The 6247-nt window shown below is 58.5% G+C and carries 7 protein-coding genes; 4 read left to right on the forward strand and 3 right to left on the reverse strand.

Annotated elements, in window-relative coordinates:
• Positions 1–40: 40 nt before the first annotated feature.
• Positions 41–781, reverse strand: coding sequence for a bifunctional 2-polyprenyl-6-hydroxyphenol methylase/3-demethylubiquinol 3-O-methyltransferase UbiG (gene ubiG, locus IQ265_RS26845; RefSeq protein ID WP_194059413.1), 741 nt, complete (start codon positions 779–781; stop codon positions 41–43).
• A gap of 64 nt (positions 782–845) precedes the next feature.
• Positions 846–1823 (reverse strand): hypothetical protein, encoded by a 978-nt coding sequence (locus IQ265_RS26850; protein WP_194059415.1) that lies wholly within the window; start codon positions 1821–1823, stop codon positions 846–848.
• 174 nt (positions 1824–1997) lie between these two features.
• Between IQ265_RS26850 and IQ265_RS26855 the strand changes: the two genes are divergently transcribed.
• Positions 1998–2603 (forward strand): GNAT family N-acetyltransferase, encoded by a 606-nt coding sequence (locus IQ265_RS26855; RefSeq protein WP_194055671.1) that lies wholly within the window; start codon positions 1998–2000, stop codon positions 2601–2603.
• A 337-nt stretch (positions 2604–2940) separates the two neighbouring features.
• Positions 2941–3408 carry a hypothetical protein gene (locus IQ265_RS26860; protein WP_347404979.1) on the forward strand — a complete coding sequence of 156 codons (468 nt, stop codon included), beginning with the start codon at positions 2941–2943 and terminating at the stop codon, positions 3406–3408.
• Positions 3409–3494: 86 nt separating this feature from the next.
• Here the strand turns inward: IQ265_RS26860 and IQ265_RS26865 are convergent, their stop codons facing one another.
• Entirely contained in the window at positions 3495–4619 is a 1125-nt protein-coding gene (locus IQ265_RS26865) for a histidinol-phosphate transaminase (protein ID WP_194055673.1), read from the reverse strand.
• Positions 4620–4821: 202 nt separating this feature from the next.
• Here IQ265_RS26865 and IQ265_RS26870 point away from each other — a divergent pair, with 202 nt between their 5' ends.
• Together IQ265_RS26870 and IQ265_RS26875 are read left to right on the forward strand one after the other, a co-directional pair.
• On the forward strand, positions 4822–5904 hold the full coding sequence (locus IQ265_RS26870) for a PIN/TRAM domain-containing protein (protein WP_194055675.1): 1083 nt from the start codon (positions 4822–4824) through the stop codon (positions 5902–5904).
• Between the two features lie 79 nt (positions 5905–5983).
• Positions 5984–6241 (forward strand): hypothetical protein, encoded by a 258-nt coding sequence (locus tag IQ265_RS26875; protein WP_194055677.1) that lies wholly within the window; start codon positions 5984–5986, stop codon positions 6239–6241.
• The last annotated feature ends 6 nt before the right edge of the window (positions 6242–6247 follow it).

The following is a 6247-nucleotide window of genomic DNA, read 5'->3' on the forward strand; positions in this document are numbered from 1 at the left end:
GCTGAGCGATTGGCTGGATCACCCTTCCTCACCTGCGCGTCTACCCCTTCACCGCTGTACCGATATACATTACCCGCGTATCGTCATCAAAGTGCGCCTGAAACTTGCCCGTTGTTTGATAAAACCGGTAAGCGGCAATCATTTCAGCCACAGTGCTACCAAATAGGTTGAAGCCATCTATCTTCACCACGCCAAAGCCTGCCTGAGTCAGTATGGCTCGTAGCTCCTGAGGGGTAATAAACTTTTTCCAGTCGTGGATGCCGACCGGAATCTGGCGCAGGATAGTCTCCAACAGCCAGATCATCACGAGGCGCGATCGCACCGTGCGGTTGATCGTGTCAAAGCAAAATACTCCTCCAGGCCGCAACACCCGGCTGATTTCGGCCACGGCTTGCTGAGGGTTAACTACATGCTCCAGTACATCGACACAGACGACCACATCAAAGGTAGCCGCCTCAAAGGGCAATGCTTCAGCCACGCCACAGCTGTATGTAATGGGTAAGCCGCCTGCCACTGCATGGTCCTGAGCCGCCTGAATACACTGCGCCGACTGGTCTAGGCCCCATACCTGGGCCTGCTGATGGACTAAAAACTCGCAGGTAAAACCACCGCCACAGCCCACATCTAGCACTCGCAGCCCCTGCCAGCAGGGTATAACCCGGTCGAAATATTTGAATCGCAGTGGGTTAAGACGATTCAGAGGCGCAACGGTCGACGCCTCATGCCACCAACGGCTGGCCTGCTGATCATAAAAAGCAAGGTTATTGCGTTGTACGGCCAAAATTTGTTCCTAAAGGTTGCTGTAAGTTGTGGAGTTACAAAAGCTCAACTCAATATACGTATGGCTAGAAAAATTGGACACGGGCCTCCAAGATAAACGCGTCAGTGAGCTGAGGTACCCCAGCTGAGCTGGCCGGTTGCAGTCGCAGCCGCTGCCTGACCACGCAGCTCACCAAATCGTCTAAAGCACCATTGCCCGTGCCCTGCAACGGTCTCACCTGAGAAATTTCGCCGCTGGGCTCTACCCGAATCTGCAACTGTACCGAAGTAGCGACCGTGCCCGTCAGCAGCGCCTCCAGGTTGGCAAAGCCGCAGCTCGACGCTAGAGGTCGCATATCGATCGCCGTAGCGCCCAGCAGCTGAGGGGCAGAATCAGGAATATCTCGGCCATTGGGGTTGAGGCGAATGCCCACGGGCACGACCTGTCCCCCTTGCCCCKATGCCCCTTCGGGAACAGGGGCGGGGGCGGGTGAGCCAGGGGCAGGCGTCGTAGGGGGCAATTCTCCAGTGGATGGGCCGGGGGCAGGCAATACGGGCGGGGCCGGGGCTACAGATGGGGAAGGGGCGGCAGGGCGCGGCGGCGCTGGGGCTACAGCCGGAGGCGCAGGAGCCACCGGGGCTGGAGGGGCCGGGGCTACAGGCGGCGCGGCAGTCTGGGGCGGGGCCGAGGTGGTAAATGGCTCTAGCGGTGGGCGATCGGGGGCAGCAGTCTCGGCAGGGGCAATCGGCGTGGTCTGGGCCGCTACAGGAGTCGGTGGCGCGGCGGCGGTGGGTTCTACAGAGGCTGAGTCGCCAGAGGCCGTATTCGTGGAGATACTGGCGATCGGCTCAGCTGGGGCCGGTAGGTCGGCGGGAAGCGTAATCAACTGAATGGGCAGCGGGGCCAATTCACCCTCTGGTAGGGCTGGGGTTTGAATGGCCAGGGTGCGAACCATAACCAGTGCAACCCCGTGGGCCACAACCGAGGCTACCCCCGCAACCGGCCACAGTAGCCTGGGGTCGCGGTGGCGGACAAAGCTGGTCAAGAAGGGTGAGGTTGCCATGGATGGCGGTGAGTGGATGGCTGGGGGACGATTGGGCTGTGGAGGGGAAACTCGCCTTTTGATCCTACCCGTTGAGCGGGGGGAGAAGGGTATATTGACTGCAAGAGCGATTATCCTAACGCCTAGGCTTTGCCATTGCCGGGCATCTTTTTTGGGAGTCTGCCGCTGGGGTTTATGGTACAAATTGACTCAAATTCGCCGCCTCTACCAGCCACCGACACAGCCCAGCCGCTAATTCGCCCGGCCCGGCTGCAGGATGTGGAGCGGCTCACCGATGTGCTCACCACTAGCTTTTACGACTGCTCGGGCTGGCGGTACTGGGTGTACCCCTTCATTCGGCTTGGCATTCAAGAAGACCTGAAGCAGCGGCTCAAGGCTCAGTCTCCCCGGTATGCCTGTCTGATGGCGATGTCATCGGCTGGAGCTACCCCTGCAGACGGTCCAGCGATCGCAGGCACGGTAGAAGCGTCACTGCGCCAGCCCTGGCCCTGGCAGGGCGATCGCCACATCTATATTTCAAACCTGGCGGTGGGGCAGAGCTTTCGGCGTCAGGGCATAGCTAGCGCGCTGCTGCAATCGTGTGAACAACTGGCGCAGCAGTGGCGCATCTATGATCTGCGCCTCCACGTTATGGAAGACAACCTAGCGGCTCAGGCGCTCTACCGCAAAGCCGGATTCGGGGTGTTTCAAACTGAAGATACTCCGGCCTCCTGGATTGGGCTACAGGCCCGTCGGCTGCTGCTGCGCAAGACCATAACGCCTCCTGCCCCGTGGCCTTAAGTGGCCCAACCGGATCACTTCACACAAACCTTAAACTTTTGGGATAGAAATTTATCCCTCCTTCAGCGTAGCTAAATACTTCTACGGGGGCCAGCCAGCCGTTTACCCTAGAATAAATACCTGAGGCGCTATAGCTCTTGGGTAGCTCATAGGCCGAAGAAAGACCGAGGAAATGGGCACAGATCGTGGCTGGTCGAGCCGTTGTCGCTATGATGTGGCGGGGATGATCTCTAATTTTGAGCAGAATAGTTCAGGCCCAGGCCCCGGAAACTCCCTACGTTCTCCCGGCTTGTTTGCTGGCACACCTCAGCCCGCTCGCCCCCCAATCGTGAACCCAGTGAGCGGTCTTTCCAATCCATTTTTTGAATCTAATCTGCTGCTGTCAGAAGACGATGACATCTTGGCCAGAATTCGAGGTGGTGAACTGTGGGTTGTCAACAGCCGCCGCCGCAACGGGCTGATTATCCACAAGGAGTTTTACACCGAGTTTGCCGGCCCTGGTGCCGCCGTTGGTGGGGGGCTCGATGCTGACTGTCGAGCGGTGATACCCCTCGGTAGCCTGTCGCTGATTTCGCCTGAGTCAGCCGAAGCCCAGCAAAAAGCCCTCAAAATTCGCCTGCAGTGGGTGCGGCTCACCCAAAACTTCACCGATAAGCCTGTGCCCCTCGATCGCGCCCAGCTCATCCTAGAGCAGTTTAAGAGCTACTTTGACCAAAGCATTGTTGACAAAGTGCCTGACGAAGCCTTTGCTCTGCTGGTGGGGGTGCTGCCCTACACGGTGCGGCGAGCTAGGGCGCTGGTGTAGCTTCGACTACGCTCGGCTACCGGGGATCTCCTCTGGGCTCAGCTACCGGGCGGCTCCTCTGCGTTCAGCTACCGGGCGACTTCTGCCTAAACCTGCTGTAGGTGAGCCAGGGTGCGCTGATTTTCTTCTGGTGTGCCGATGGTGATCCTCAAGCCTCCGCCTGTGTGGCGTACCAGGGTTCCCTGCACCCGCAGGCGGTTGAACCAGCGTTCTAGTTCGGTCTTCAAGGGCTGCTCAGGCTGAGCTGGGGGTCGCCCGTAGAGAAAATTGGCGTCACTGGGCCACAGGCGCAAGGGGGTATTTTGGGCGATCGCGCTGGCTAGCTCTCGGCGCTGCTGCTGAATTTCAGTCACTACCGCCAGCAATTCCTGGCGGTGAGCCAGGGCGAGCTGGGCGGCCGCCTGGGTCAGGCTGGGTAGGTTGTAGGGCAGGCGCACTTTTTCGAGCGCCTGGGCGAGGGCTGGATTGGCCACGGCATACCCTACCCGATACGCGGCTAGGCGAAAGGCCTTTGAGAACGTTCGCATAACTACCCAGTTGGGGCGGGTCAGAACGTTGGCTACCGTGGTCTGCTGGCTAAACTCAAAGTAAGCTTCGTCCACTACCACTAAGATGTCTGACGGCAGAGCCTCTAGCCAGGCGACCTCGGCGGCTGTGAGGGCGTTGCCGGTAGGTGAGTTGGGGTGCACCATAAACACCACCCGCACAGGAGGGGTCTGGGGATGGCCAATCGCCTGCTGCGCTGCTGACAGATCGACCTCAAAGGTGTCTTCACTGCGGCCTACCGTGATCACCGGAATGCCCAGGGTGCGGGCCAGAATGCCATACATCGAAAAGGTGGGGTCGGCCACCAGCACCGAGCCTGCGCCGCCTAGGCAGGTAGCAATCAGCAGCGATCGAATTAGCTCATCGGAGCCGTTGCCAACGGAGATATGGTCGGCGCTGAAGCTTGCTCCGGCTGCGGTTTCGGTAACGTACTGGGCGATCGCCTCTTTCAGCGCCCCATGCCCACCATCGGGGTAGCGATTGGCGGCAATATCGTTGTGCAGCTGCCAGGCCAGCTTTTCCTTCAGCGCCTTGGGCAGGTCGTAGGGGCACTCGTTGGTATCGAGAATATCCAGAGCAGCAGGGGATGGATCGTCGGCTGACTCAACATGAGGGGTATAGGCCGCCAGTTGAACTACCGCCGATCGCAGAAAGGGCAAAGACATGGAGAATGCAAGTGCAGTAACCCCACCATTATTGCAGAGCCCGTAGGGCGGTCAGGGGGCTGGGCATTAGCGGTATACTTTTGCCAGCTTGACTTCCCCCAGTATTGTTTAATCTGGCGCTTTTGATCTGGGGGAGTACACTGAGAGGGTAAGTACTTAACCCCTAACCGCTGCAAAATCAAGGCCAGAACCGCGGACCACCATGCTAGACGCACTAATCGTATTCTCATTCATCCTGGCCGGGGCGGGCATTGGGTTCTACAGCATTGACCTGCTGCCCGAGCCCATTTTGCAGCAGGTAACAAATATTGAGGCCCTGGGCACAGTAACCGCTGTATTTGGCGGGCTAATTGGCACTGGGCTGGGTCTGGTTATGCAGACCAGCTACCGTCGTCTGGAGCGCCAGATCAAAGAGCTGCCGCCCGATCGCATTCTTACTCGCGCCGTGGGCCTGGTGCTGGGTCTGCTGATCGCCAACCTGATGCTGGCTCCGTTGTTTTTGCTGCCGATTCCGGCTGAGTTTGGCTTTATCAAACCAATGACGGCGGTGCTGGGCAGCGTGCTGTTTGCGGTGTCGGGCATGAATTTGGCCGATACCCACGGGCGATCGCTGCTGCGCCTGATCAGCCCCAGCACTTTAGAGTCTACGCTGGTGGCCGAGGGCACCCTCAAGCCCAGCAAAACCAAGGTGCTCGACACCAGCTGCATTATCGATGGCCGTATTGAAGGCCTGCTGGGCACGGGCTTTTTAGAAGGGCAGCTGCTGGTGCCGCAGTTTGTGCTGCAAGAGCTACAGCAGGTTGCCGACGCCAGCAACGACCAAAAGCGCGATCGCGGCCGCCGTGGCCTCGACGTGCTCAACCGCATTCGTGAAACCTACCCCAACCGACTGCTGATCAACTCCGTCGACTACGACGACATCCCCACCGTCGACGCCAAGCTGGTGAAGCTTGCCCAGGAGCTCAACGCCATGCTGCTCACCAACGACTACAACCTCAACAAAGTTGCCAGCTTTCAAGACGTTGAGGTGCTCAATATCAATGATCTGGCCCAGGCCATTCGCCCGGCCTACCTGCCCGGCGACGACATCGACCTGAAGATTCTCAAGGAGGGCAAAGAACCCTCCCAAGGCGTCGGCTACCTCAACGACGGCACCATGGTAGTGGTTGAAGAAGGCCGCGACTACATTGGCGAAGAACTAGAGGTCGTCGTCACCGGGTCGCTGCAAACCTCCGCCGGACGCATGATCTTTGCCCGCCCCAAAACATCTATGGTGGCTTCCTAAGGGGGCGTAAGTGGGATTGAGTCTGGCTAGCGGCTCTTTTCTGCGCAGGCAAATTTGATAGGTTAGGAGCATGCCCACTATGAATATAGAACAGGTCGTAGCTGAGAAATTCAAGGTTCTAGGGCCTAACCAGCAGCAGGATGTTTTAGCGTTTATTGAACTGCTGCAGAGTCAGGTTATTGCTCTACCAACCTCGGGCGAACTGCGACAAGCAGATGCCATTATTGCTCGTGGTATCGCTCGTGCTCAAGGTATTGTCCCCCAAACTCCAGAGTTGATTTGGCAACGTTTCGACGCTATTCGTCAGCGCCTTGCCAACCATAGTGCTTCTCAATAGGGAAGG

The sequence above is a fragment of the Nodosilinea sp. LEGE 06152 genome, assembly GCF_015207525.1.
Classification (GTDB): domain Bacteria; phylum Cyanobacteriota; class Cyanobacteriia; order Phormidesmidales; family Phormidesmidaceae; genus Nodosilinea.